This window comes from Flagellimonas alvinocaridis, assembly GCF_004916895.1.
GTDB classification, from domain to species: Bacteria; Bacteroidota; Bacteroidia; order Flavobacteriales; family Flavobacteriaceae; genus Flagellimonas; species Flagellimonas alvinocaridis.
In genome coordinates, this window is the sequence record NZ_SNTZ01000064.1 from 1 (window position 1) to 547 (window position 547).

1 protein-coding gene is annotated in these 547 nt (G+C 39.8%); it reads right to left on the reverse strand.

Annotation, left to right across the window (positions count from 1 at the left end; genetic code table 11):
* A partial coding sequence (locus EZV76_RS17895; protein WP_201741887.1) for a photosystem I psaA/psaB family protein occupies window positions 1–547 on the reverse strand: 547 nt, incomplete at both ends.

Here is a 547-nt window from a genome sequence, read left to right on the forward strand (position 1 = left end):
GCCAAAGCATGGGTATTTTGGATCCATTGAGCAAAGACGGGTTGTAATTGGATAGCGGTATCTGAAAACATATCTTGGGGACGCCCTAAAGCGCTCATGGTATCATTATGAATATACAAACCAAAACTRTGAAATCCTAGAAAAATACATGCCCAGTTGAGATGTGATATGATTGCATCACGATGTCTAAGGACACGATCTAATAGATCGTTGTATCGAGTAGTTGGATCATAGTCTCTTACCATAAAAATRGCTGCATGCGCAGCAGCACCAACTATTARAAATCCACCAATCCACATATGATGWGTAAACAAWGACARTTGTGTACCATAGTCAGTAGCTAGATATGGATAAGGCGGCATGGAATAMATATGGTGAGMTACAACAATGGTTAAAGAGCCTAACATAGCTAAGTTAAGAGATAATTGAGCATGCCATGACGTTGTTAGGATCTCATATAGGCCTTTATGACCYTGGCCTGTAAATGGACCTTTATGAGCTTCTAAAATCTCTTTTAGGCCATGACCAATACCCCAGTTCGTTCTAT